We start from the raw sequence: 21,994 nt of genomic DNA, 5'->3' as shown, positions 1-21,994 counted from the left end.
ACTGATAAGTGATGTTTTCTGATCTCTGATCTCATTATTATTGCTGTATTAATGAAGGAATTAAACGTCCAATTAATTCAGAGTTGAGATCTTAATGAAGGCGATATTTATCAAAGTATTAGCAACGTCTCTTGTGTGTCTTCTATGGCCGATTGTATCGTTGCATGCACAGGAAAAAATTAATTTTTCATCCGAAGACGGGTTGATGGTGACTGCTGATCACTATGCGCCTGCCGTACAAAATGCATCCTATGTTGTGCTTTTCCATCAAGCGGGATGGAGTAGGGGAGAATATCGGGAAATTGCCCCAAAACTTATAAGTCTTGGGTTTGGTGTTGTCGCTGTTGATCAACGTTCCGGTGGTAAGGTTAATGGGATCGATAATGAAACATATGCTGCGGCTTTAAAAAAGAACGCCAAGGTGGATTATATTGATGCTTTGCCAGATATGTTGTCAGCGATTGAGTATGTAGACCAGATCTACAAACCTAGAAAGCTCATCGTTTGGGGCAGTTCTTATTCTGCTGCTCTTGTTTTACATATTGCTGGCGAAAAATTACGCAAAATTGATGCAGTTTTAAGTTTTTCACCAGGTGAATATTTTACCGGATCTGGAAAGCCCGGCGACTGGGTGAAACAATCTGCGCAGAAAATTGATATCCCAGTCTTTATCACATCAGCAAGATCGGAAATCAGGGTCTGGGATGATATATTTAAGGTGATTCCAGTGGCTGATAAGGCTGGTTTTGTACCAAAAGGTGCGGGACAACACGGCGCCCGAACCCTTTGGTCAAAATTTCCTGATCATCAGGAATATTGGCAAGCTGTAGAGCATTTCCTAAAGAATTTATCAGTATCTTGATTTATGTACTCAGAGATCAACTTCGATATCGCTCTTGGCAAAGCTACAGCAGGCGAGGAATAGATTATTTTTTGTGTCTTCCTCACTTAATGCCATAGCGTTTGGCGCTGTAATTTCGCCCTGTTTTAGCTCGCTTTTGCAAGTACCGCACAGACCACCACGACAGCTATAGGGAATATCAATTCCTGCAGCTTCAGCGGCATCAAGAACAGCTTGATTTCCCTTGATTTCTGCGGTTACACCGGATTTGGAGAAATGGATTGAATAGCTTGCGGTTGATCCATCTTCCGGAGGCAGGGTTGGCTCTATAGTAAAGCTTTCTTGATTGTACTGATTTTCTGGAAGGCCGCTGTCCATCAGGTGTGTTTGTACAGTGGCCATAAACTGGTCAGGACCGCAGACAAATACATCGCGTTCAAGATAATCCGGGCAAACTTCTTTGAGTATTTTGAGCGAGATCCGTCCCTTGATACCATGTTCCGCCAAACTGGAGGAAGGAACGCCCTGTGTGGTGTTGTAGGAAAGCTCTAACCCGGGAAACTGCTTTGATAGTAATGATAGCTCTGACCAGGCAATAAGATCATCAATGGTGTGGCTGGAGTGGTGAAAATGAATATCATAATCCAACCCTGTATCGGTAATGAACCGGGTCATCGAAAGCATTGGTGTTATACCTGACCCACCAGAAATCATCAGAATTTTTTTCTTCTGGTTTTCTTTTAGGTGAAAAACGCCTGCCGGACCCATCGCTTCTACACTAGAGCCAACGGCTACATGATGGTGCAGCCAATTGGAAACACGTCCATTTTTAACCCGTTTGACCGTAATTGTAATGGTATCCGGGCGTGAAGGTGTGGATGAAATAGTATAGCAACGGCTAATGACTTCGCCGTTAATTGGGATGAGAAGGGTTAAGAATTGTCCGGGCTGATAGGAAAAACGCTTCACAGGGTCAGCTGTGAATTTAAAGGTTTTCACATCCTTGGTTTCATCAATAACCTGCACACATCTTAATAATATGGGATTCTGGTCAAAGGTTTCCGCCGCCTTAGGCTGTAAATGGGCAGTCATTCGTGCTGATTTGGGTGCCCAATTATCAATGTAATGCGGTTTGGATTTTGTTTTTAGTATTTCAATAGGATCACCAACTTGAATAGTTCCTGTATTCAAGGGAATCATATTTTCCCCAAAAATGACGTCTTTCCCATCTGGAACTTGCCGGAATTCAGTCAATGTTTTCAAGGGTTCAAGAATTTTATCTGCGGCATGTGCAAAAGGATCAACCGTTGTAAAGACACAGCGCGCGCAGGGTTTTGGTAACTCGAATCTGACATCGCCAATTCTAATCAAGGACCAGCCATCCTCTTCGAAAGGTAGAGTGCCACTAACTGTTATGTTGGGGCGAAAATTAGCCATTGAAACAGGGGCGAGCAATCTTCTGTTTAATTCACCCAGTGAACTCTCTGCGGTGATGAGTAGCGGGAAGCCATCAGCAAACCCAACATCATTTTCCGGATGCTGTTTGATAAAGCGTTCCGATTTGTTCCCAAAGTAAAGCAGCTTCATCGGTTCACCGAGCAGATCACTTATCCATCTATCGGCTTGGGATCCACATTCCTGTCCGATCAGATCCGTGCCCCAAATATTACTGTTTTGATATTTATCGGCGAAGCTTTCCGGATTGAGCGTCATTGATTCTGTGTCTTCGTGGGACAGGGTTAAATGCGCACCCTGATAGATACTGATAATCGCTGTGATTTTGGGATGTGTTCGCCCGGTGACAAAGGTGCCGTCAGGTTTTGTGATCAGATATCGACGATCCCCCGCCAGGCCTGCTGTTAACACAGATGCCTTGGGCATTGAGATCCCTGCAACAGATTTAACGGGATAAATCAAGAGATCGCTGACAACTGCTTTAGACATTATAAGAGCCTTATTGGGGGTGGGAATTAGTAAGGACAATTAATCATACTGATCTGCTCCTAAGGAGAACAGGGCTAGATGGTAGATATCGTTTAAAAATATATTTGATGGAAAAATTTTCTGTATGAGCGAAAATTTATGCCTGTCCACGACGATTAGAAGAGAGCCAGCGATTTACAATCGCACAGTACCTGCAGACAATACCTACCGTAGGTGTTTCATGGTGTGGCCGGTATTGTTATAGCAATTTAAAGTTACAGTCTTAAAGGGATTAAAACAGCTGTGCTTGTTGAATTTGAGGTTCATGACAAGATGGACCCTCGTTACGGGCGTTGTTGACATAGTTGGTAACGGGTGTTGCCTTGAGGGTGTTGATCGGGAGGGGTTTCAACAGGTCATGGCCACCTTTGAAAAGCCATGTATTGTAATCTTTTCTTTGCACGATTACGGGCATGCGGTGGTGAATATGGCAAATGTCATGATTGGCGTCGGTCGTCAAAATGGCACAGGATTGGACTTCACTTCCATCTGCGCCCAGCCAATCATCCCAGATGCCGGCAAACGCAAAGGGCGCGTTGTTTTTTTGTGCGATATAGTATCCTTGTTTTCCTAAAGCGCCGGATTTAGTCGGACTACCGGATTTTCCGCTTTGCCATTCGTAAAATCCATCTGCCGGAATCAGGCAGCGTCTTCCGCGAAAGGGACCTTTGAAAGAAGGCTTTTCGTTGACGGTTTCGCTGCGGGCGTTGTGCATCGGATTGTTGAGATTCGGCTCTTTAACCCAGTTTGGAATCAATCCCCAACGATGTAGGGTAAAGTGTTTCTTTTTATCTGAGCCTAGAATAACAACTGCAACGGGTTGGGTCGGGCAAATGTTGTATCGTTCTTCCAGGTTCGGGCGTTCGGGAAAGCCCATAAGATCGCTTAAATCTGCGATAGGTGTGGTTAAAGCAAAGCGTCCGCACATGATTCTGAAATATTAATCCTTGAAAATTTACGTCTAACTTACCAGCTTTCTGTCTTGAGGAAACCATCTCTTGCGATGTGATTCAGTGATGTTTTTTAACGCTAAGTAATCCCGGAGTTTCATTTTTACGATTCTTGATCTATACCCTTGGTTTATAGCGGAACGCCCAAGAAGCGCGATTCCCCTTCTAATGAACCTTGATGCGAGATCGAAGTAATGATTTTTGGATTTTTTGGCCGAAAAAAAGAAATCCATATGATCGATGATGGATTGAAGCGCACAGGTACGTTCACGGCGGTTGTTCCCGACGCTGTAAAGCTGACTTTATGGCGTTTGGCAAAAGACCGGGGATTACTTAAAGATAACCCAGAGGCTGCTTTACATGATTTGGCCGGGTTTTTGAGCTACTGTATCTTGGGACAGGAAGACTTTGAGGATTTTAACGGATCTGAAGAGGCAAAGGAAATGTTGCGCCGATTAGAGATGGTGAAGATTTTCGAAGATGGTATTGATGCGGAAATTGTTTTGTTAACCCTGCATGCGGGATTGGCCGATGAGACAACAGCCGGACAATATTCGATAGAAGCAGAGACTGAAACTGATTCAGCTAACAGCGTTTAGAATGAGTAAGGTTTCAGTGTGATTTTCTCAGGAAACAAGCCGGAGAACACTTCTTTTGACTAAAGTGTTTTACTATCTGATGTGGATATTCTTTATCCCCTTTATTCTGTTGTTAAATGTGATTGAGGGAAAAAGTAATTATCCGGTAAAACAGGCAGATTGTCGTAAGAACGCAAAGACGGAAAGCTTGAAGAGTAAGCCAAAGCAAAAAACTGAAAAAAATTAATAAAGTTTACTGCCCATAAACCAGAGTTGGCGTATAATGGGCAACTTGGAAATTAAGCAAGGGAATTAAGACCATTAGTGAGGGATTTTCAGAGGCAGAGCGGATCAGGTTCCATAATCTATTACAGGTTGCGGCACTAAGTCCCTATGACGGAGAGAGAGAGAATGCACTTGCTGCGGCTAAACGTATGGCAGCAAAGCATAATATGTCTTTGGAAGAAGCTGCTGAAGGTGGTCCGAGAGAGGAGCCAAAGCAAAAGGCACGTCCGGCTTCTTATAGCATGTCGGCGACCGAACGTGTTTTTGCCAACTCACTTCACCTGATGGATTCCCATCTTGAACAGGAAAAAGCACGTCACGAGGCAGCGTTAAAAGCCGCTTATGAACGAGGCTTGGCGAAAGATGATAAGCCTCAGAAATCATTGGCAAGTCCTGTGAAAGTCAGAAATAAAAAACCACGCGGCATGCCACCGAAAATTCATGCAGCTGTTTTGTTGAGAGAGACAGAGCTAACTATTCGTGAGATTGCGAGTATTACGGGGTTGGATGTATACAAGATCACAGCAATGAAGCTTAAGAACAGAAAGCCCGCTGCTTAAGGTGTGTGATCATAGACTGACCATTTGTGATCATAATTTTGAGAATTAAAATCTTTTAGATGTTGCCAAAGAGAGCACCCTGACGGTGATCGTGAAGAGATACTGTGTGTGGATGCCTGTCTCTGAATTGTACGCCGACGCCATCCCAGGCATGTCGAACAACAGTACCGGAATATCTGCCCAAGCTGCTTAAATCCAGTTCAACGACTGTGCCAATCGGTGGACGACAAAAGGTTTCCAGAAAAAGACCATTTCCGGAGAGGTTTTGAATGGAACAGGCGTGCCAAGAACCATCAATGCCTAAAGAGGCGTTATCCCCTGCGGCATACCTTTTATATTGGCGATTTTCTATCATCTACTATACGTGTACCCAATCTAGTTACTTCGGATGATTCTATGTACTAATCCTTACCAATTCCTTTCTAATTGCGGTTAATTACTCTGGAACTTGTGTGATTTTTGTGAACTTTGAATCTTGTGAGTGTATTTTCGATCTATGATCACATTGTTGTGTCGGTTTATCCGCTTTTTTGAAACAGTAATGTCTTGACCAAAAAGCTGTGATGGTCGATGTGTTATGTAGCAATTTTATGTCACTCTTTCCTTCGCGTTTTTTCAGTTTTTGTGTTGGTTATGACTTGATCGGTATAATCACACATCTCTCTTCGGGTCTTGGGAAAAGTAAATTAAAACTGCTACAGGTGATTTGTTTCAGCACAGGAATAGCGTCAAATGTATAAACTGTACTACTATCCCGGCAACGCAAGTCTGGCCCCACATATGTTGATGGAAGAGCTGGGTGTTGACTATGAACTGGTCTATGTGGATCGCAATAAGCAAGCGCATAAAAGCCCGGAATACCTTGCTTTGAATCCCTCTGGCCGTATTCCAGTGCTTGAAGATGGTGCGATGGTGATTTCAGAGACCGCGGCAATTTGCTTACACATTGCCGATCGGCATCCAGAAGGCCGTATGATACCCGATATTACAACGCCGGAACGTGCTAAATTTTATCAGTGGCTCATGTTTTTGACCAACACAATCCAGACCGAATTTCTAGTTTATTATTACTCTGACCGCTACAGCAGTGACGCATCGGATGCGCCTGCTATTAAAGAAGCGGCAGAGCAACGTCTTATGAGTTATTTTGATATCGTTGAAGCCCAGCTTGCGAAAAAAGGCCCCTATATGATGGGGAAAGCAGTCTCATTTTTGGATTTTTATCTTTTGATGCTTTGTCGCTGGGGGCGTTTCCTGCCAACAAAACCAAATGAGATGAAGCATTTAGGCAAGCACGTCAAATTAATGAGCAAGCATCCGGCTGTGTTGAGAACTTTTGAGCAAGAAGGGCTGGAAGCGCCTTTCGCATAAGAAAGCTGTTTGAGGTTCTTGATCTTTATATAACGGGTAATGATAAATTATTACCCGTTATGTTTATGGTTAAATTTCAATTGTTTGATTCATAAAATTTATGCTTGTTACTCTTTTTCTGCGCTCGTTGTGAATAGAGAAGTGAAAAGTCGCAACTAAGGTAGAATTATCTTAATAAATATTCTCTAGTGGTAAGAATGGAATTTGGTCAGGCTTTGGTGCCTTGTACCTAGGGGAATAATAAATGTTATCAGCGATCACTAATTCTTGGGCGCTTTTGATCGGTATTGCCTTCTTGATGTTAGGTAATGGCCTACAGAGTACCGTGTTGAGTGTGCGAGGCTCTATAGAAGGCTTTTCCACCGAGGCAATCGGTGTTGTGATGACCTGTTATTTTGTCGGGTATCTTGCTGGATCATTTGTAACACCTAAGGTTCTTGCGAATGTTGGCCATGTACGTGTGTTCGCGGCCTTGGCTTCTCTGTCTTCCGCTTCAGCTTTATTGCATGCCGTTTTTATCGATCCCTACACCTGGGGGGCAATGCGTCTTATCACCGGGTTTTGTTTTGCGGGATTATATATCGTTGCAGAAAGTTGGCTAAACGATAGTTCGACCAATGAAACACGTGGACAGCTCCTAGCAGTTTATATGGTTGTGGTTTACGGAGCCATGGGACTAGGGCAGCTTCTGATTAATATTTCTGATCCCGGTAGTTTCTTGCCGTTCATTTTGATGTCTGTGTTGGTTTCCTTGGCTCTGATTCCAACAACCCTGACGGTTGCGCAGGTCCCTACATTCGAATCTCCGACGCCAGTTGGCCTCAAGCGGCTTTTTAAAATCTCGCCGCTTGGATTTGTCTGTGCATTTGGCGTGGGTGTTGTTCAAGCTCAAATTTTTGGTGCTGGTGCTATCTATGCCAAAGAACTGGAAATGGATACTGTCGATATCTCAGTTTTTATGGCAACGATGTCTATCGGTGGTGTTGCCCTACAATGGCCGATTGGTAAGGTTTCGGATCACTTTGACCGACGCAAGGTTCTGATTGTCGTAGCACTACTTGCGGGGTTGATTGGTATTTCAATGGGCTTTTTCTCTGGCCCTGAAGCGACGGTATGGTTTCTGGGGAGTGCCTTTTTATTCGGTGCGCTGTGCCTGCCTTTGTACTCATTGGCGATTGCCCACACCAATGATTATCTGGATGCATCTGAAATTGTTGGTGCCACGAGTGCCTTGATTGTTATTGGTGGAATAGGTGCAATCGTCGGACCGATCATCAGTACATTTTTGATGGGGCAATTAGGACCAAATGCTTTTGTATATAGTATGTCCGTTACATTGTTAATGATCACTGCTTTTGGTGTATTCCGCATGACACAGCGTCGCTCTGTGCCAATTGAAGAGCAGGGTGATTATATTGGGGTGCCTGCCGAATCCTCTACGATGGTGGTTGCAATGACGCCAGAGGGTGAGGAATGGTATGAAGAAGTGGTCGCTGAGGCTGAGAATGAAGCTACTGAATCTGCATCTAGTGATGAAGACATAGAGCCAGATATTCTAGAAGATGGCCCCGCATTTTGGGAGGAAGAGTTTTCCTCTGAAGATGAGATGGCTGAAGAAGAAAGTGCCCAGGCAGATAGCGTAGTTAAAAACGGCTAGTTTTGCTTAACAGCCACCAGAAATTGTATTAGCGATTTTCGTTAATGATTTCCAGGAAGATATCGGCATAGCGTTCGAGCTTTCGTTTGCCTACACCGGGAACATTCGCCATATCGCCCAGATCGACCGGACGTGCCATGACCATTTCCAAAAGGGTCTTGTCGTTAAAGATTACATAAGGGGGTACACCCTGATCCTTAGCCAGTTCAAGGCGTTTTGCTCTTAAGGTCTGGAAGAGCGCTTCGTCTTTTGGATCATCGATTGTTGCTGCCGGACCAAAAGATTTTTTATAATGACTGCGAAGAGAAGCACGGGTTTTCTTTGTTGGATCACGGCGGAAATGAACTGTTTTTTCGCCTCGTAGAACGGGTCGACAATCTTCGCCAAGCTGGAAAGATCCATGTCCTTCCATATCCACCTTGAGATACCCCAGAGCAACCAGTTGACGGAAAATGGATCGCCATTCCTGTTTGAGGAATTCTGTGCCGATACCAAAGGTGCTTAATTGGTTGTGGCCAAGTTTTTCAATCCGTTCCGTCTTTGCCCCCAAAAGAACGTCAATGACATGTGCCGAACCAAAAATCTGACCTGTCCGATAGACTGTTGAGAGTGCTTTTTGCGCGGCTTCTGTACCATCGAAACTTTCAACAGGCGTCAGGCAAGTGTCGCAGTTACCACAGGGTTTAATCGGATTGTCATCAAAGTATTCAAGCAAAACCTGTCGGCGACAGCGTGTTGTTTCGCAAAAGCCCAATAAGGCTTCGAGTTTTCTATTCTCGATTCGTTTTTGGGCTTCCGGAGCATCGGATTGTGACGCCATATGATAGAGCCGCGCGACATCGTTCATGCTGTAGATCATCCAGGCCTCTGCCGGAAGACCATCGCGCCCGGCGCGCCCTGTTTCCTGATAATAAGCTTCCAGGCTTTTAGGTAGGTCGAGATGAATGACAAAGCGGACATCAGGTTTGTCGATGCCCATGCCAAAAGCAACAGTGGCAACCATGATGACGGCATCTTCTTTGAGGAAGCGATCCTGATTACCTGATCTAATATCTTTGGGAAGACCCGCGTGATATGGTAAGGCGTTGAAACCCTTTTCACTCAATGATTGAGCGATTTCTTCTACCTTGTTTCTGGACATGCAATAGATAATGCCTGACTGTCCTGAATGTTCGCGCTCTAATAAATCAGTTAGCTGTTTTTTCGGGGCGGCTTTTAAACCAATTTTGTATCGAATATTTGGTCGATCAAATCCGGCGACAAAGGCACGAGCTTCACTTAAATGAAGACGTTCTTTAATATCTTGTCTGGTTGGTCCATCAGCTGTTGCCGTTAGGGCAATTCTGGGAACCCAGGGAAAGCGTTCTTTTAAGAGGCTGAGCTGTAGGTATTCCGGTCTGAAATCGTGCCCCCACTGTGAAACGCAATGGGCTTCATCAATGGCAAAGAGTGATAGGTCACACTGTTCCAGCAGGTTGAGAAAACCGTCAGTAAGAAGCTTTTCCGGTGCGACATAGACCATATCCAGATCGCCAGATCGCATGCCTCTTTCCGTGGCCAGTATTTCACCATAGGGAAGTGAAGAGTTCAGGGCCGCAGCTTTTACGCCGAGTTGTTGAAGCGCGGTGACCTGGTCTTGCATCAGGGCAATCAGAGGAGATACAACTATCGCAAGGCCGGGACGACAAAGCGCGGGGATCTGATAGCAAAGAGACTTACCGCCACCGGTTGGCATCAAAACAAGTGCATCGCCACCATCGATTACATGATCAATGACAGCTTCCTGGTCTCCACGAAAGCTGTCGTAGCCAAAAATACGGCTAAGAATATCCTGTGCAGAAGGTATTTGAGGGGCGAGCGCATCCATGCTTGGCTTATAGCCAAGTCTTTCGTGGTCGGTCAAAAAGAGTTTGTTAAGAGATTGTCGAGTATTTTAGTAAAGTACTTTGAATTTCACGCGATCGTTGAAGTCAGTTCTTAGTTCGTTTGTTGCCGATATACAATATAAATACGTTCTTTTGCCTGCCAACGATAACATGTAAAGGATGTTGACGTGTCTGGAACAGGCCAGGAAATTTATGTGGATGCCGAGCTTATCGAGCTCTATCGGGCTAGTGTGGAGGATGATTTCTCTACTTTGGCTGGTATACTCGAAGAAATAAAAAATAATCCGGACGGAGCATTCGAAGCGATGGATCAAGCTCGTAGTATTATTCATAATATGAAAGGGCAGGGAGCCAGCTTTGGTTTTCCATTGATAACACGTGTTAGTGACAGCTTTTATGAGTTGCTAAAGCATCAGGTTGAACAGGGTTCGCTTCATGTATCGACATCGCAGCTTTATGAGGCACACCTCAAGGCATTGAGGTCTATTATTACCAATGAAATTTCTGGTGATGGCCCCGAAATTTTCCAAGAAGTAGCGGTCTCTTTAAAAGAGAAAGTTGCTCAAATCGTTTATTAAGTTGTTTGTGATTTAGCAGATATCAAAAAAAGCCCGGCGATTAAATCGCCGGGCTTTTGCTATGACTTAATGTCATCAACGCTTATTCGCGGTTACCAAAAAGCTGTAGCAGGAACAAGAACATGTTCAGGAAGTTCAGGTACAGTGAAAGGGCACCCATAATAGATTTTTTCTGGGCAACTTCCGAATGGTCACTTTCCATATACATCAGTTTGATGCGCTGGGTATCGTAAGCAGTAAGACCTGCAAAAATCAGAACACCAAGAATGGAAATTACAAAACTCAGACCTGAGGAAGCCAGGAAGATGTTAACGATACTGGCTATGACAATACCAATCAGACCGATAGTCAGGAAAGAGCCAAAAGCTGAAAGGTTTTTCTTGGTGGTATAACCAACAAGGCTCAGCCCAGCAAAAGATGCCGCCGTGATAAAGAACACACGGACGATGGACTCACCTGTGTAAGCGATAAAGATGTAGGAGATCGAGACCCCCATCAACACCGAAAAGACCCAGAAAAGAAGTTGGGCTGTGGAGGCCGCCAGAGCATGAATACGGGCGCTTAGGAAGAATACCATTCCCAATGGGGCCAACATTACAACCCATTTAAGCGGGGTGCCATAAACAAGCTGTAGGAGTTCTGGGCTTTGGGATACCCCGAAAGCTGCAAGTCCGGTAATAAGCAGGGCAATTGACATATAGTTGTATACGCCAAGCATGTATTTGCGCAGACCAGCATCAATGTCGGCCGCTGTTGCTTGGCCATATCCAACACTGCGTTGTGTGGAACGGTCGATCATAAGAAACCTCGTTTCGTATTTACGTAAAAGTTGATCCTAATATTGGGTCTTGTTGTTTAAAAATCAACAATAATCGGGTTTTTAGTCGGATATTATCATCTCAATCGAAAATTTATTCATTTCGTAACAATGCAGCGGGGCGTTGTCGCAGTGCACTCCACGTTCCGGCATAGCCACAAATCAGTGTTGCAAGCAGAGCCAGCAAGGGAGTGAAGAGGACAACTTCGGTCAGTAAGGTGAATTCAAGGCGTAAGATATAGACCGTTATTGCCCAGGAAGCCACAGCGCCAATGACAACAGCAACCAAAGCAGAAATCAGACCCAACATACCAAATTCCAAAAAGAAGGTTGCCGCGAGCGATCGTCTGCTGGCACCCAATACTTTCAGGACAATCGAATCGTATACCCGGCGGCGGTGTCCTGCGGCGACGGCGCCCCCCAAGACAAGGGTGCCAGCTAATAATGCAACGACAGCGATAACGGAAAGCGCAAGTGCGACGTGGCTGAGCAATTCGGTAGCTGCTTCCAGTGCTTCTTTGACACGAATGGATGAGACGTTGGAAAATTGATCTGTGACTTTGATTTCCAGCGCGTCTTCTATTTCAGGCAGAGCCTTCACCGTTGCTATATGTGTTTGCGGTGCTTTGGACATCAGTCCGGGTGAGAAAACCATAACAAAATTGATTTCCAACCCACCCCAGTCGATTTTTCGCAAGTTAGCAATTTCGACGTCAATGGGTCGCCCGAGCAGATTGATTGTAAGACTGTCACCAAGGGTAAGCCCCAGTCCTTTTGCAACGGCTTGATCAAGAGAAACCAAGGGTTTGCCGTTATAGTCTTCGGGCCACCAGCTTCCCTCGACCAGTTTGGTGTTCTCTGGCATTTCGGCGGACCATGTCAGGCCGCGATCACTGCGGAATACCCATTTGATTTCGCTTGGAATCTCCAACTCGGAAGGGGGGGTGCCATTTACGGCTGTAATCCGGCCACGCATCATGGGAACGCGCCGTAATTCGTTGACGCCAGAAGTACTTTTTACAAGCGCGTCAAAGTCCTCGACCTGTTGTGGCTGAATATCAATGAAGTAAAAACCCGGAGCTTCTTCAGGTAGACTTTGTGTTACGGCCTGGCGAACATTTCCTTCCAATAAGGCAACGATAACAAGGACGGTAAGCCCTAGCCCCATTGACAGGATGACACTTGTGGTCGGGGCACCTGGCCGATGAAGGTTAGCAATTGCTGTTCGCAAGGGGGGATGGGTTGCCCGCGGCAAAAATTTGGTGAGCTTGGTTATGAGCCAGCCAACAGCGTTATAAATGGCAAAGGTACTGATTGCCCCCACAATAAAGAATCCGGCAATTTTAGGATTACTTGCAAAGGTAATCGCCGTCAGTGCGAGAAGAATGGCACTAAGAGTTAAGGCCAGCATTGCCTTCGGTGTCGGACGACCGGTAATGGGGGATGTTAGATCTCTGAAAAGGCGGGCAGGAGACGTTTTTCCAGCCTTGGACAGTGACCAAATTGAAAAGGTGAAAGCGGTGAGGAAGCCGAAAGCCGCTGCCAGTAGTAGAGGTTCTGCATAAAATTGTGCGGCGATCTCCCATCCGAGAATATCTTTGGCGAAGGCACTGGCAATGTAAGGCGCGGAAGCTCCTGCAATCAAACCTGTGATGGTGCCGATCAGGGTGAGGAAAAGTATTTGAATCAGGTAAATCTGGAAAATTAATCTGGAGGGTGCTCCAAGACATTTCAGTGTTGCAACCACACCTACTTTACTGTCCATAAAGCTTTTCACCGCGTTTGCGATACCAACACCGCCCACGAGCAATGTTGCCAGCCCGATAAGTGTCAGATACATGCCGAGCACATCAATAAACTGGCTGATGCGTGGCGCAGCTTTTTCTGAACTTCTTATCCGCCAACCTGCTTCGGGGAAGGTTGTGGCAATTGTTTCCTGAAAAGCTTTGAGGTCTGTTTCTATCGGTAAGGCCAAGCGATAATCATATCGAACCATACTACCGGGTTGAATAAGGCCTGTGCCTTCGAGACTTTCCCCTGATATCATAACCGTTGGGCCATAGGTGAAAGCACGGGTTGAGAGATCTGGTTCTTTTATAAGAGACGCCCGTATTTCATAGTGTCCATTCCCAACGATAATTTGATCGCCAACCTTTAGATTGAGCTTTCGCAAAAGGTTAGGAGCGAGAACCGTGCCCCAGCCGTTATCTGTTTTTGCCAGCGCGTCTGAAAGTGGGATGTTAGGCTCAAGGATCACATCACCGTAGAGAGGATAGACGTCATCAACGGCGCGCAATTCTATCAAGGTTCTTTTGCCGCCTTCGACAGCTTGTTTCCCCATTGTACGCATTTCGCGAACAAGGGAAATCTCTCCTTGGTCCTGAAGCCAGCGCAGTTGTTCGTCTGAAGCTTTGCGGTGGACCAGATTAAGGGCAATATCGCCGCCTAGAAGATTTCTGCCATCATTGCGCAGCCCTTGTTCGATGGCAGCTGAAATTGAACCAACGGCTGCAATGGCAGCTACACCCAAAAACAAACAGGCCAGAAATATGCGGAAGCCTTTTATGCCGCCCCTGAGTTCGCGAAAGGCATAGCTGGCAGCCAAAGAAAAAGGTAAGCGTTTTGACATAACAATCAGCCTTGCGACGCCACAGCGGGGGTGGGAACCTTGGCAGTTGAGCTGGTGGTTTCTTCTTTCAACTGTCCATCCTGAAGGGTGATGGTGCGATTGCACATTGCTGCCAGCCGCGGATCATGAGTGATGAGAATTAGCGTGGTGTCATGATCTTTTTGTAGTTTGAAAAGAAGCTCAATGACCATTTCCCCTGTTGTACTATCAAGGTTACCGGTGGGCTCATCTGCGAGCAAAATTTTGGGTTCTGCAGCAAAAGCCCGGGCAAGAGCGACCCTTTGCTGTTCACCGCCGGAAAGTTGGCCGGGGAAATGATCTAGTCTGTGTCCTAGTCCTACAGCTTCGAGCCTTTCCTGTGCGCGTTTCAAGGCATCCGGTTTACGTGCAAATTCCAAGGGGACAGCAACGTTTTCCAAGGCCGTCATTGTTGGAATGAGATGGAAATCTTGAAATACAATGCCAACGGCGTCTCTACGAAAACGCGCAAGCGCGTCTTCGTCCATCTTGCCTAAATCGTGTCCGTCAATTTCAACCTGTCCGGATGTTGCTGCTTCAAGACCTGCCATTAACATCATCATCGATGATTTTCCGGCACCTGATGGCCCGACCACAGAGACGGTCTCGCCCTTGTCTATGTTCAGATTAATGTCTTTGAGGATATCAACTTTTCCGGCCAATGAGCTCAAGGTCAGATTGACATTTGAAAGACAAACAAGATTTTTTGAGCCCAGGGTCATGATAAGAAAGACTTTCTCTGCATTGTCATAAAGCGTTGATCAGAAACCTATATGGTAGTGGATATCAGAATTTCAATCATCCAGATAATTTACTTCTGGCTTCTATTTGTGAAAAAGCTGCTCTGTCATTTCAATTTTGAGCGCCGATGATGAAACAAGTTTAATTAAGGGTTCTAAATCTTAATTATGAAATTAATCTGAAATGAACTTCATAATTGGTGTTAGAATATTTGTTATATTGTTTTCAGCGCAGTAATTTGTGTGAGTTCTTATGTAAAATTGGATTAAGAATGGCAAAGCAAAATTCAACAGAAAAATCAGCTAGCTGGATCATCGAAAAAATAGATTCAACAGAACTATTTTTAATAAAGTTATCAGGAGAGTTTACTGATCAGAATTGGTTGGAGCTTACACGCGATTTACTGTTATCCCGGAAAAGTGACGAACTATTTGTGATCATGGATTGCTCGAATTGTATAGATGATGTGGGACACACTGGCTTTTGGCAAATCATGGACGAGATGGAAAAGTCGGGTGTATTGCGATATCGACTAGCAATTATTTCTGTTGATGAGGCTGATGAATATCGTAAAAACTTGGCATTAGCTATCAGTGAAAATTTTAAAGTTCAGCTTGAAGTAATGATTTTTCCTGAACTCCTTTCAGCTATTAACTGGTTTCAGACTGATAGTTGAGACATAGAGCTAAACATTGTTCTGTCAAAGAGCCTTGTTATTTCCGAAGCGTCATAATTGTTCGTTGCATAAATTCGATGAACTGAGAACGTTCTTCATTTGAAAAATCAGCAAGTGCGTGGTCATTAACTTCTGTTGCTGCAGTATATGCGTCATCGCGGATGGCTTTTGCCTTTGGTGTTAAATATATTATTTTGGCGCGCCCGTCTTCAGGGTGTTTACACCGTATAATGAGGCCGTCTCGTTCCATACGATTCAAAGTGTTGGCCATTGTTGCTTGTTCAACATCAAGCTTTTCCACGAGTTCACTTTGGGTCTGCCCATCTTGCTGCCAGAGAGCGAGTAATGCTGGAAATTGTCCGGGCACTATTCCAAGTGGTTCTATACGTTTACGCAAGCCTTCAAAAAACAGGCGAGCCATATGGTGTACTAAATATCCAGCGGAAGTCATGTGATCAAAGGTCATAATCTCGTAGCTATTACACAAAAAGGCATTCATTAACAAGTCGTCAGTAGGGTGTTATTGTTTATTTGCATAGCGAGCTGTTTAATTGTATAGTGTGCTATGTAAATAAACAAGCACTGGAGCTCAATCATGAAAACACGTATTCATGCTATTGCCGGCGTAGTTGGACTTTTGACAATTTTAGCCTTTTGGTCTTCGACCGTTGTCTCTGAATTATTCGGCTCTTATGCAACAATCGCCGCGGTGAAAGGAATGATCCTAAAAGGAATGTTCATCTTAATCCCTGCGATGATAATTGTTGGGGCTTCTGGCACTTCGCTTAGTGCTGGGCGGACAGATGCGCTTGTTTTGTCCAAGAAAAAACGTATGCCCTTTATTGCAGCTAACGGACTATTAATATTGGTTCCAATGGCTTTTGTTCTTGAGGCGAGAGCTGCTGCAGGTGAGTTCGATACGACGTTTTATTTATTCCAGGGGCTGGAGCTACTTGCTGGTGCAGTAAATCTGAGTTTAATGGGATTAAACATGCGTGACGGTATCCGCGTTTCGGGAAGGGGAAAGTCAGCTAGCAAAATCAAGTTGTTAAGCCGGGAAATGATAGCAGATAACACTATGGCATTTAACATATCAAAGCCTGAAGGTTTTGAACATAAGGCAGGGCAATGGATCCGTCTAAGCCTGGTTGATCCTGTCGTAACAGATGATAAAGGTGGATCCCGTGAACTTTCTATCGTTAGCGCCCCCCAAGAACCCCACATAACCCTGGCTACCCGGGTTAGTGATAGTGCCTTTAAGCAATACTTGAAAGGATTGCCCGAGGGTACAGAACTGGCTATTGCTGGTCCTAATGGCAGTTTCACGTTAGATGAAGATCCGGCGCGGCAGGCTGTGTTCATTGTCGGGGGCATTGGCATTACCCCGTTTATGTCGATAATTCGTCATATCACATATGCGGGTTTGCCGCATAATATTATAGTGTTCTACTCTAACCGTAATCCAAATGCTGCTGCTTTTCTAAGTGAGTTAGAAGATCTGGAGAGGGCCAATCCGAATTTCCGACTGGTCAAGATTATGACAGATTTTCAAGCGGAAAATAATCAATGGGATGGAGAAACTGATCTCATAAATCACGAGATGCTTGCTCGATATATATCAAATCTAAAGGAACCAATTTACTACTGTGTTGGTCCAACTTCTATGGTTTTATCTACTAAGGAGATACTTGATTCGATAGGTGTTCCCCGTCAAAACCTGGTCTTTGAAAAGTTCAATGGATATTAAAAGGTATTTGTAAAATCTGTCCCGCCCCTATCATTTTGACTGGATTTAAAAATCATCTTTAAAAGCAAAATTGCAAAAGAAATAGTTAGGATATCGTGAAACAAGGCTTGTTCCTTTAAGGTATCGAACATATTTCAAGGTATAGTATGTAATGTTTGTTGCTTTTATTGGAAATGGTTGATCCTATAGATGATGATTAAATTTCTTTGCAAACGTTTATCCCGTCTCATTCCGTATTTCTTTATTACTCTTCTAACTGCAAATTTATCCTATGCAGAAACGCCCGTTAAGCTTTTGGCTTTTGGGGATAGCCTGACACACGGCTATGGTCTGGAGGCTGGAGATACCTTTCCCGAAAGATTACAAGCTGCTTTGCGCGAAGCTGGATACCATGTCACGGTGATCAACGGAGGAAACTCTGGCGATACCTCGACATCTGGTCGATCCCGTCTGGATTGGGCTCTGTTGGATGAGGCGCAGGTTGTTATTGTCGAGCTTGGCGCAAATGATGGGTTGAGAGGGTTAGAGCCATCGCAAACTCGTGAAAATCTCAGTCAGATTATTGCCGGATTCAAAGATTCAGGAGCCAAAGTACTTTTAACGGGGATGCAAGCCCCGAGGAACCTGGGTACTGAATATGTCGCTGAGTTTGATCGGATTTATCCGGAATTGGCAGAGAAATATAACATAGCTTTTTATCCCTTTTTTCTGGAGGGCGTCGCTCTCGATCCTTCGTTGAATCAGGCAGATGGTATCCATCCAAATCGACAGGGTGTGGATTTGATTGTTCAGAGCATTTTACCTTACCTTGAGCCGCTGCTTAAGGAAGGGAAAGAAGGAACATGATTCAGGACGTTCCGAGATTTAAGGCAGCTTTTTCTTCATCGCCGGATTGGTCCAAGGCCTGTGCAGAGATTCTGAATGGCTTGGGTGATCTGCCGCCTGAAGCGAATTTGGGGTGTATCTATGTAACGGATGTCTTTGCTGATGATTTGTCGAGCATCTTGACTTTTTTGAAGACAAAAACAGGTCTTGATAATTGGACAGGAACAGTCGGGATCGGGATTGGAGCAAATGCTGCAAACCAACTTGGTCGTTTCTCTGCTGTGGAACTTTATGATGAACCGGGGGTGAGCGTAATGATCGGTTCGTTTCCATCTGGCTCGTTTCAAGTTTTTGAATCAGGGCAAATGGAAACAGACGAAGGTATCAAGCTTGCTGTTACAGGTGAAGGTGTTGAAAAATGGCTTGAGACAAATGATCCTTATCTAGGGCTAATTCACGGTGATCCGCGTCACTATGATCTTCCTTTGCAGATCTCATCACTCTCTGCGGGGTTAGAGACATATCTTGTGGGAGGTCTGACTTCGTCACGTGGTGAATTGCCACAAATAGCCAATCACGTAACGGATTGTCCCTTATCGGGCGTTTTCTTTAATAATTCTATTCACGCGATTACCGGGCTGACGCAAGGATGCACACCGATTGGCCCCAAGCGAACCATTACATCAGCCGATGAACAGCAGATCTACACGATTGACGGTCGCCCGGCGCTGGACATACTCAAAGAAGATATCGGAGAACTTTTATCCCGGGATTTGAGTAAAATCGGGGGCTATATTTTTGTCGGCTTTCCGGTTGAAGGCAGTGATAGTGATGACTATCTGGTACGAAACCTGATGAGTATTGATACCAGTGATGGTTCCCTGAACATTACCGAAGAAGTCATGACTGGGCAGCCGATCTTTTTTTGCCGGCGGGATAATGAGGCAGCACGAAAAGACCTCAATCGTTTGCTGGATGATATGCGCGCACGTTTGCCGCGTTCTCCAAAAGCCGGGCTGTATTACTCATGTCTGGGGAGAGGGCAGGCCCTATTTGGACCAAATTCTGAAGAGCTCAATATCCTTCGCCAGGAATTCGGGGATATGCCGTTGGTTGGATTTTATGCCAATGGAGAAGTATCTCATGACCGATTGTATGGCTATACAGGGGTTTTGACGCTTTTTTATTAAAGCTATTGAGGATGTTATGAAATATACCAAACTTGGCCGCACTGATACCAAGGTCAGTGAAATTTGCTTGGGGACGATGACCTGGGGAGAACAGAATACGCAAGCCGAAGCCTTTGAGCAGATGGATTACGCGCTGGAGAAAGGCGTTAATTTTTTCGACACCGCTGAAATCTACGCAGTGCCGCCAAAGGCCGAGACCTATGGTCGTACAGAAGAAATAATAGGGAACTGGTTTCGGGAACGGGCAAATCGCGACAGAGTCATTCTCGCGTCCAAAGTGGCGGGACCCAGTGCGGCACAAACCTATATTCGCGGTGAAATTTCACGATTTAACCGAAAGCACATTGTAGAGGCACTTGATAACTCGCTCAGACGTCTTCAGACGGATTATATCGACCTGTATCAGCTTCATTGGCCGGATCGGAATACGAATATCTTTGGTCAGCTTGGTTTTGAATACCAGGATCAGGAACAAATCACCCAACCTGAAGAAACATTGAGTGTACTCGATGATCTGGTCAAGGTTGGCAAGATCCGACATGTAGGGCTTTCCAATGAAAATCCATGGGGAGTGATGCAGTTTCTGAAACTTACAGAACAGGGGCGAGGACCACGTATGGCTTCTATTCAAAATCCCTATAGCCTTTTGAATAGAAGCTTTGAAGTTGGTCTTGCCGAAATTTCCATGCGTGAGGATATTGGGTTGCTCCCCTATGCGCCATTGGGGGCAGGTAGCTTGACGGGTAAATATCTTGGCGGGGCACGGCCAGAAGGTGCACGAATGACGCTTTTCCCCGATAATACCCGTTACATGGGCGAAAGAGGTCAGGCAGCGATTGCTGATTACGTCGATTTGGCTGAAAAATACAGGCTTGATCCTGCACAGATGGCATTGGCTTTTGTACGTTCACGCCCCTTTGTAACGGCACCAATTATCGGAGCCACAAAGATGGCACAATTGAAGGTAAATATTGAATCAGCTGAACTTGATCTTTCAGAAGAGGTTTTAAAAGAAATTGAAGAACTGGGGCGCAAACATACAATACCTTGTCCGTAACTTGTGCCTTTGGTTTTCGGAGTATTTTAAGATTTTGATTTTGAAATATAAATTGGAAAAATAAGGTATTATACTCTTCAGGTTTCTTGTTCTTATGAAGCTAATAGCAAGTTTATTTTGATTGAGTATTTGGCTTTGTCATTTGTTTACAGGAGGTACCCATGCGGCTGTTTAGCGCGATTGCTCTTCCCGAAGAAGCAAGATTGCGGCTTTTAGGGCTTTGCCATGGATTACCAGGACAGCGCTGGGTTGCTCCTGAAAACTTTCATATTACGTTGCGATTTTTTGGTGACTTGGATGGGGCGCAGGCTCGGGATTTGGATGATGCTTTTAGCAGATTACATTTTAATCCCTTTCCCGTCCGCTTGAGCGGTATTGGTTTTTTTGGGAAAGAGAGCGGCCCGAGGATGTTATGGGCCGGGGTAGAGAAAACACCTGAGATCACGGATCTTCGTCGCAAGGTAGAATATGCAGCCCAATCCACCGGGATCAAACTTGAACGTGAAAAATTTACACCGCATGTGACGCTTTGTCGGTTTAAAAATAACCCAGGTCCAGCATTTGGTGCGTATCTCCGGGAAAATAATCTCTTTTCTCACCCGGAGTTTATGGTCGAAAGCTTTGGTCTTTATTCCAGTAAGCTTACACCGTCGGGGGCGTGCTATTTTCTGGAGGCTGACTATCCAGAACCGTTTTATTCCTGGACCGAGACTCTCGATATATGATGTAGAGACCGCTTGCTATTATTATACCTGCGCCGAGTAAGACGTGTGATTCCGGGGTTTCGTCCCAAAATACCCAGCCGAAAATAATTCCCCATATCAACATCGTGTAATCAAAGGGCGCGATAACAGCAGCGGGGGCATAGCGATAGGCTTGTCCTGTCAAAAAGTGTGCGGTAGTTGCGACAGCTGCCATGCCCATTAACATCAGCAGATCTGTATTACTGGGCAGGGTCCAGGCAAAGGCTTCCCAAGGTAAAACAAGAGATGTGGCTGCCAGAAAAACCGTTGTAACAGTCCCCCAGAAAGTCATCCCGGATGAGCTGCAATGATGACGAAGTTGTCGAGTCATGATCATTAACAGGGCATAAAAAAACGCAGCGATAACCGGCAGAATTGCAGCGAGTTGAAAGGTATCTGTTCCGGGTTGCAAGATGACGAGGACACCGCCAAATCCGACAAAAACGACGGCCCAGCGATGAAAACCTACTTTCTCTTTCAGGAAAATCACGGAAAGTACAGTTGTGAACAAGGGGGCAACAAAAGCGATAGCAAAGACTTCTGCCAGAGGCATAAAGGGTAATGCGGCATAAAATGAACCAGCTGCAAAAATAATCAATGATGACCGAGCCAATAAAAGAAGCGGGCGATCTGACTTCAAGGTGGCAAGGCCACCGGTTTTTGCTACAAGCGTAATGGCGAGGGGCAAGCTGAACAGATTTCGAACCAGTATGATGCTGATGATACTATAGGATGCTGTTAGCCATTTGGCGATACCATCCATAACGGACGTGCAAAACACCATTAGAATTGCCAGGATGATCCCAAGGATAATTCGATCTTCGTGTGTGTGTTGCGAAGTTCCTGCCGATGTACTCATTTT

At 45.1% G+C, this 21,994-nt stretch carries 21 protein-coding genes; 12 read left to right on the top strand and 9 right to left on the bottom strand.

Features of this window, described 5'->3' with window-relative positions; genetic code table 11:
* Nucleotides 1-94 precede the first annotated feature (94 nt).
* Nucleotides 95-862, top strand: a complete 768-nt coding sequence (locus WH96_RS09625) for an alpha/beta hydrolase (RefSeq protein ID WP_053005808.1) — start codon at nt 95-97, stop codon at nt 860-862.
* 9 nt (nt 863-871) lie between these two features.
* On the opposite strand, the gene WH96_RS09620 is transcribed toward WH96_RS09625, so the two are convergent.
* Entirely contained in the window at nt 872-2,785 is a 1,914-nt protein-coding gene (locus tag WH96_RS09620) for a hybrid-cluster NAD(P)-dependent oxidoreductase (protein WP_047763952.1), read from the bottom strand.
* Between the two features lie 271 nt (nt 2,786-3,056).
* Nucleotides 3,057-3,752, bottom strand: coding sequence for an SOS response-associated peptidase (locus WH96_RS09615; protein WP_047763951.1), 696 nt, complete (start codon nt 3,750-3,752; stop codon nt 3,057-3,059).
* Nucleotides 3,753-4,007: 255 nt separating this feature from the next.
* Between WH96_RS09615 and WH96_RS09610 the strand changes: the two genes are divergently transcribed.
* Entirely contained in the window at nt 4,008-4,373 is a 366-nt protein-coding gene (locus WH96_RS09610) for a hypothetical protein (RefSeq protein WP_156176767.1), read from the top strand.
* 413 nt (nt 4,374-4,786) lie between these two features.
* Nucleotides 4,787-5,197, top strand: a complete 411-nt coding sequence (locus WH96_RS09605) for a hypothetical protein (RefSeq protein ID WP_047763950.1) — start codon at nt 4,787-4,789, stop codon at nt 5,195-5,197.
* Nucleotides 5,198-5,252: 55 nt separating this feature from the next.
* Here the strand turns inward: WH96_RS09605 and WH96_RS09600 are convergent, their stop codons facing one another.
* A complete protein-coding gene (locus WH96_RS09600; RefSeq protein WP_047763949.1) occupies nt 5,253-5,552 on the bottom strand; it encodes a PilZ domain-containing protein in 300 nt (99 codons plus the stop codon).
* A 377-nt stretch (nt 5,553-5,929) separates the two neighbouring features.
* On the opposite strand from WH96_RS09600, the gene WH96_RS09595 reads away from it, so the two are divergent.
* Together WH96_RS09595 and WH96_RS09590 are read left to right on the top strand one after the other, a co-directional pair.
* The gene (locus WH96_RS09595) at nt 5,930-6,568 is read left to right on the top strand and encodes a glutathione S-transferase family protein (RefSeq protein WP_047763948.1); all 639 of its coding nucleotides are present in this window, start codon (nt 5,930-5,932) and stop codon (nt 6,566-6,568) included.
* A gap of 244 nt (nt 6,569-6,812) precedes the next feature.
* The gene (locus tag WH96_RS09590; RefSeq protein WP_053005806.1) at nt 6,813-8,225 is read left to right on the top strand and encodes an MFS transporter; all 1,413 of its coding nucleotides are present in this window, start codon (nt 6,813-6,815) and stop codon (nt 8,223-8,225) included.
* A gap of 28 nt (nt 8,226-8,253) precedes the next feature.
* Here the strand turns inward: WH96_RS09590 and recQ are convergent, their stop codons facing one another.
* Nucleotides 8,254-10,092 (bottom strand): DNA helicase RecQ, encoded by a 1,839-nt coding sequence (gene recQ, locus WH96_RS09585; RefSeq protein ID WP_047763947.1) that lies wholly within the window; start codon nt 10,090-10,092, stop codon nt 8,254-8,256.
* A gap of 186 nt (nt 10,093-10,278) precedes the next feature.
* Between recQ and WH96_RS09580 the strand changes: the two genes are divergently transcribed.
* On the top strand, nt 10,279-10,689 hold the full coding sequence (locus tag WH96_RS09580; RefSeq protein WP_047763946.1) for an Hpt domain-containing protein: 411 nt from the start codon (nt 10,279-10,281) through the stop codon (nt 10,687-10,689).
* Nucleotides 10,690-10,771: 82 nt separating this feature from the next.
* Here the strand turns inward: WH96_RS09580 and WH96_RS09575 are convergent, their stop codons facing one another.
* The 3 genes from WH96_RS09575 to WH96_RS09565 form a co-directional block, all read right to left on the bottom strand.
* On the bottom strand, nt 10,772-11,488 hold the full coding sequence (locus WH96_RS09575) for a Bax inhibitor-1/YccA family protein (protein WP_047763945.1): 717 nt from the start codon (nt 11,486-11,488) through the stop codon (nt 10,772-10,774).
* 112 nt (nt 11,489-11,600) lie between these two features.
* On the bottom strand, nt 11,601-14,135 hold the full coding sequence (locus tag WH96_RS09570; RefSeq protein ID WP_047763944.1) for an ABC transporter permease: 2,535 nt from the start codon (nt 14,133-14,135) through the stop codon (nt 11,601-11,603).
* A gap of 5 nt (nt 14,136-14,140) precedes the next feature.
* Nucleotides 14,141-14,875: an ABC transporter ATP-binding protein gene (locus WH96_RS09565; protein ID WP_047763943.1), complete on the bottom strand. Its 735-nt coding sequence runs from the start codon at nt 14,873-14,875 to the stop codon at nt 14,141-14,143.
* Nucleotides 14,876-15,165: 290 nt separating this feature from the next.
* On the opposite strand from WH96_RS09565, the gene WH96_RS09560 reads away from it, so the two are divergent.
* Complete coding sequence (locus WH96_RS09560; protein ID WP_047763942.1) at nt 15,166-15,570, top strand: hypothetical protein; 405 nt, start codon at nt 15,166-15,168, stop codon at nt 15,568-15,570.
* 37 nt (nt 15,571-15,607) lie between these two features.
* Here WH96_RS09560 and WH96_RS09555 read toward each other — a convergent pair whose 3' ends face one another.
* Nucleotides 15,608-16,069, bottom strand: a complete 462-nt coding sequence (locus tag WH96_RS09555; protein WP_204248165.1) for a MarR family winged helix-turn-helix transcriptional regulator — start codon at nt 16,067-16,069, stop codon at nt 15,608-15,610.
* A 96-nt stretch (nt 16,070-16,165) separates the two neighbouring features.
* On the opposite strand from WH96_RS09555, the gene WH96_RS09550 reads away from it, so the two are divergent.
* From WH96_RS09550 to thpR, 5 genes are all read left to right on the top strand, one after another.
* Complete coding sequence (locus WH96_RS09550; RefSeq protein ID WP_053005805.1) at nt 16,166-17,317, top strand: FAD-dependent oxidoreductase; 1,152 nt, start codon at nt 16,166-16,168, stop codon at nt 17,315-17,317.
* 189 nt (nt 17,318-17,506) lie between these two features.
* Nucleotides 17,507-18,163: an arylesterase gene (locus WH96_RS09545; RefSeq protein ID WP_047763941.1), complete on the top strand. Its 657-nt coding sequence runs from the start codon at nt 17,507-17,509 to the stop codon at nt 18,161-18,163.
* Nucleotides 18,160-19,332, top strand: coding sequence for an FIST signal transduction protein (locus WH96_RS09540; RefSeq protein WP_047763940.1), 1,173 nt, complete (start codon nt 18,160-18,162; stop codon nt 19,330-19,332). The genes WH96_RS09545 and WH96_RS09540 overlap by 4 nt, the downstream gene beginning before the upstream one ends.
* A gap of 16 nt (nt 19,333-19,348) precedes the next feature.
* The gene (locus WH96_RS09535) at nt 19,349-20,389 is read left to right on the top strand and encodes an NADP(H)-dependent aldo-keto reductase (protein WP_047763939.1); all 1,041 of its coding nucleotides are present in this window, start codon (nt 19,349-19,351) and stop codon (nt 20,387-20,389) included.
* A 161-nt stretch (nt 20,390-20,550) separates the two neighbouring features.
* On the top strand, nt 20,551-21,114 hold the full coding sequence (gene thpR, locus WH96_RS21750; RefSeq protein ID WP_082130412.1) for an RNA 2',3'-cyclic phosphodiesterase: 564 nt from the start codon (nt 20,551-20,553) through the stop codon (nt 21,112-21,114).
* Here the strand turns inward: thpR and WH96_RS09530 are convergent.
* Nucleotides 21,032-21,991: a DMT family transporter gene (locus tag WH96_RS09530; RefSeq protein WP_047763938.1), complete on the bottom strand. Its 960-nt coding sequence runs from the start codon at nt 21,989-21,991 to the stop codon at nt 21,032-21,034. The genes thpR and WH96_RS09530 overlap by 83 nt on opposite strands.
* Nucleotides 21,992-21,994: the final 3 nt, after the last annotated feature.

This window comes from Kiloniella spongiae, from assembly GCF_001026905.1.
GTDB lineage: Bacteria > Pseudomonadota > Alphaproteobacteria > Kiloniellales > Kiloniellaceae > Kiloniella > Kiloniella spongiae.
This window is presented reverse-complemented; position numbering and strand designations above follow the sequence as displayed.

Coding starts and splice junctions, on each gene's coding strand:
- WH96_RS09555 (WP_204248165.1), bottom strand. CDS start 16,069: ATGAATGCCTTTTTGTGTAATAGCTACGAGATTATGACCTTTGATCAC.
- WH96_RS09605 (WP_047763950.1), top strand. CDS start 4,787: ATGGCAGCAAAGCATAATATGTCTTTGGAAGAAGCTGCTGAAGGTGGT.
- WH96_RS09615 (WP_047763951.1), bottom strand. CDS start 3,752: ATGTGCGGACGCTTTGCTTTAACCACACCTATCGCAGATTTAAGCGAT.
- WH96_RS09620 (WP_047763952.1), bottom strand. CDS start 2,785: ATGTCTAAAGCAGTTGTCAGCGATCTCTTGATTTATCCCGTTAAATCT.
- WH96_RS09560 (WP_047763942.1), top strand. CDS start 15,166: ATGGCAAAGCAAAATTCAACAGAAAAATCAGCTAGCTGGATCATCGAA.
- WH96_RS09530 (WP_047763938.1), bottom strand. CDS start 21,991: ATGAGTACATCGGCAGGAACTTCGCAACACACACACGAAGATCGAATT.
- thpR (WP_082130412.1), top strand. CDS start 20,551: ATGCGGCTGTTTAGCGCGATTGCTCTTCCCGAAGAAGCAAGATTGCGG.
- WH96_RS09625 (WP_053005808.1), top strand. CDS start 95: ATGAAGGCGATATTTATCAAAGTATTAGCAACGTCTCTTGTGTGTCTT.
- WH96_RS09550 (WP_053005805.1), top strand. CDS start 16,166: ATGAAAACACGTATTCATGCTATTGCCGGCGTAGTTGGACTTTTGACA.
- WH96_RS09600 (WP_047763949.1), bottom strand. CDS start 5,552: ATGATAGAAAATCGCCAATATAAAAGGTATGCCGCAGGGGATAACGCC.
- WH96_RS09610 (WP_156176767.1), top strand. CDS start 4,008: ATGATCGATGATGGATTGAAGCGCACAGGTACGTTCACGGCGGTTGTT.
- WH96_RS09595 (WP_047763948.1), top strand. CDS start 5,930: ATGTATAAACTGTACTACTATCCCGGCAACGCAAGTCTGGCCCCACAT.
- WH96_RS09540 (WP_047763940.1), top strand. CDS start 18,160: ATGATTCAGGACGTTCCGAGATTTAAGGCAGCTTTTTCTTCATCGCCG.
- WH96_RS09570 (WP_047763944.1), bottom strand. CDS start 14,135: ATGTCAAAACGCTTACCTTTTTCTTTGGCTGCCAGCTATGCCTTTCGC.
- WH96_RS09565 (WP_047763943.1), bottom strand. CDS start 14,875: ATGACCCTGGGCTCAAAAAATCTTGTTTGTCTTTCAAATGTCAATCTG.
- WH96_RS09545 (WP_047763941.1), top strand. CDS start 17,507: ATGATGATTAAATTTCTTTGCAAACGTTTATCCCGTCTCATTCCGTAT.
- recQ (WP_047763947.1), bottom strand. CDS start 10,092: ATGGATGCGCTCGCCCCTCAAATACCTTCTGCACAGGATATTCTTAGC.
- WH96_RS09535 (WP_047763939.1), top strand. CDS start 19,349: ATGAAATATACCAAACTTGGCCGCACTGATACCAAGGTCAGTGAAATT.
- WH96_RS09590 (WP_053005806.1), top strand. CDS start 6,813: ATGTTATCAGCGATCACTAATTCTTGGGCGCTTTTGATCGGTATTGCC.
- WH96_RS09575 (WP_047763945.1), bottom strand. CDS start 11,488: ATGATCGACCGTTCCACACAACGCAGTGTTGGATATGGCCAAGCAACA.